General features: G+C 76.6%; 2 protein-coding genes. Both read left to right on the top strand.

The window, feature by feature from the left end:
- Positions 1–8 precede the first annotated feature (8 nt).
- Complete coding sequence (locus tag ACIQOV_RS39085; protein WP_401055608.1) at positions 9–1,097, top strand: PDR/VanB family oxidoreductase; 1,089 nt, start codon at positions 9–11, stop codon at positions 1,095–1,097.
- Positions 1,098–1,111: 14 nt separating this feature from the next.
- A partial coding sequence (locus tag ACIQOV_RS39080; protein WP_401055606.1) for a M24 family metallopeptidase occupies positions 1,112–2,044 on the top strand: 933 nt, incomplete at its 3' end.

The raw sequence follows: 2,044 nt of genomic DNA, 5'->3' as shown, positions 1-2,044 counted from the left end.
CCCGCCGGATGGACCAGCTCACCCCGCCCCCCGACCTCTACGGCCGCCCCCGCCCCGACGGCTTCATGCGCCGGCTCACCGCCTTCGGCGACCGCTACTCCCCGGCCCTCGGCGGCCCGCTGCTGCGCCGCAACCCCCGCCGGCCGCTCAGCCGCCCCACCCCGCCGCTCCAACTGGTCGTCGCCGAGCGCCGCCGACCGGCCGTCGACGTCGTGGAGCTGCTCCTCGCCGACCCCTCCGGCGGCCCGCTGCCCGGCTGGCAGCCCGGCGCCCACCTGCGCCTCGTCCTGCCCTCCGGCCGCGAACGCCACTACTCCCTCAGCGGCGACCCGGCCGACCGCACCGGCTACCGCATCGCCGTCCGGCGGCTGCCCGAGGGCGGCGGCGGATCCGTCGAGGTCCACGACGCCCTGCACCCCGGCACCCGGCTCACCGCCCGCCGCCCGCGCAACGGCTTCGCCTTCTGCGCCGAGCCCGCCGTCCTCCTGCTGGCCGGCGGCATCGGCATCACCCCGCTGCTCCCGATGGCCCGCGAGGCGCAGCGGCACGGCCTGGACTGGCGCCTGGTGCACGTCGGCCGCAGCGCCGACACCCTCCCGTACACGGACGAGCTGCGCGCCCTCGACCCGCGCCGGGTGGTGCTGCGCACCGACGACGAGCACGGCGGCGTCCCCACCGGAGCCGAACTGCTCGCCCACGCCCCGCGCGGCGCCGCCGTCTACTGCTGCGGCCCGGCGCCGATGCTCACCGCCGTGCAGCGCGCCCTGGACGCCTCCCCGGCCGCCTCCCTGCACTTCGAGCGCTTCGGCGCCGCCCCGGTCACGGACGGCGAGCCGTTCGCCGTCCGCCTCGGCGCCGACGGTCCGGACCTCGACGTCCCCGCCGACCGCTCCGCCCTCGACGTGCTGCGCGAGGCCCGCCCGGACCTCCCGTACTCCTGCCACCAGGGCTTCTGCGGCACCTGCGAGGTCCGGGTGCTGGCCGGCTCGCCCGACCACCGGGACCGCCGCCTCACCCCCGAGCAGCGTGCCGCCGGCGCCCTGCTGCCCTGCGTCTCCCGGGCCGCCGAGGGCGAGACCCTCGTGCTCGATCTCTAGAAGGAGCCCTCTCCATGGCGAAAGCGACCCCCGCCTTCCGCTACACCGAGCGCGACCTCGCCCGCTTCCGCGAGACCCAGCAACTCGCCTACGCCTGCGCCGAACAGGTCGCCGCCTGGATCGAGCCGGGCGTCACCGAGCGGCAGGCCACCGCGGAGCTGCGCCGCCGCCTGGTCGCCGCCGGGGTGCAGGACTTCTTCCACGTCCCCTTCGCCTGGTTCGGCGACCGGACGGCGTTCCGGCACTTCCACACCCCGCTGCAGTTCTTCGCCGGCAACCGCCGCCTGGAGGAGGGCATGCCGTACGTGCTGGACTGCGCGCCCGTGGTGGACGGCTACACCGCCGACATCGGCTACGGCGGCAAGGTCGGCGAGAACCGGGTCTGGGACCGCCTGGCCGCCGACCTGAAGGTGTACCGCGAGCTGATCCTCGCCGAGGTGCGGGCCCGCAGGCCGCTCGCCGAGGTGTACGCGGCGGTGGACGCCCAGATCGCCGCGCACGGCTACGACAACCGCCACCAGGTCTACCCGGGCCGGGTGATCGGCCACCAGGTCACCCGCACCACCGCGCGCGGTCCGGCCGGGGTGAACGTCCTCGGCTTCGGCGTGCGCACCCTCCAGACCCTCGGCCGCGAGCTGATCTCCGAGCGGCTGCACGGCCGTTCACCGCTCTGGGCGGACGGCCGGTCGTCCCGGCACGCGCCCACCCCGGGCCTGTGGGCGGTGGAGCCGCACATCGGCTTCCGGGGCGTGGGCATCAAGTTCGAGGAACTGCTGGTCGTCACCGAGGACGACGCCTACTGGCTCGACGACGACCTGCCGCACGTCCGCCGCTGGACCGCCGGGACCGGGCAGACTGCCACCGGGCAGGCCGTCACCGAGCAGGCGGCCGTCCCGACCGCCGCCGAGCCGACCACGGCCGAGCCGACCGCCCTCCCCCCGACCACC

Origin of the sequence: Kitasatospora sp. NPDC091257, from assembly GCF_044757675.1 — a bacterium.
Taxonomy (GTDB): domain Bacteria; phylum Actinomycetota; class Actinomycetes; order Streptomycetales; family Streptomycetaceae; genus Kitasatospora; species Kitasatospora lactacystinica.
The sequence above is the reverse complement of the archived record's forward strand: the minus strand, read 5'-3'. Positions and strand labels throughout refer to the sequence as shown.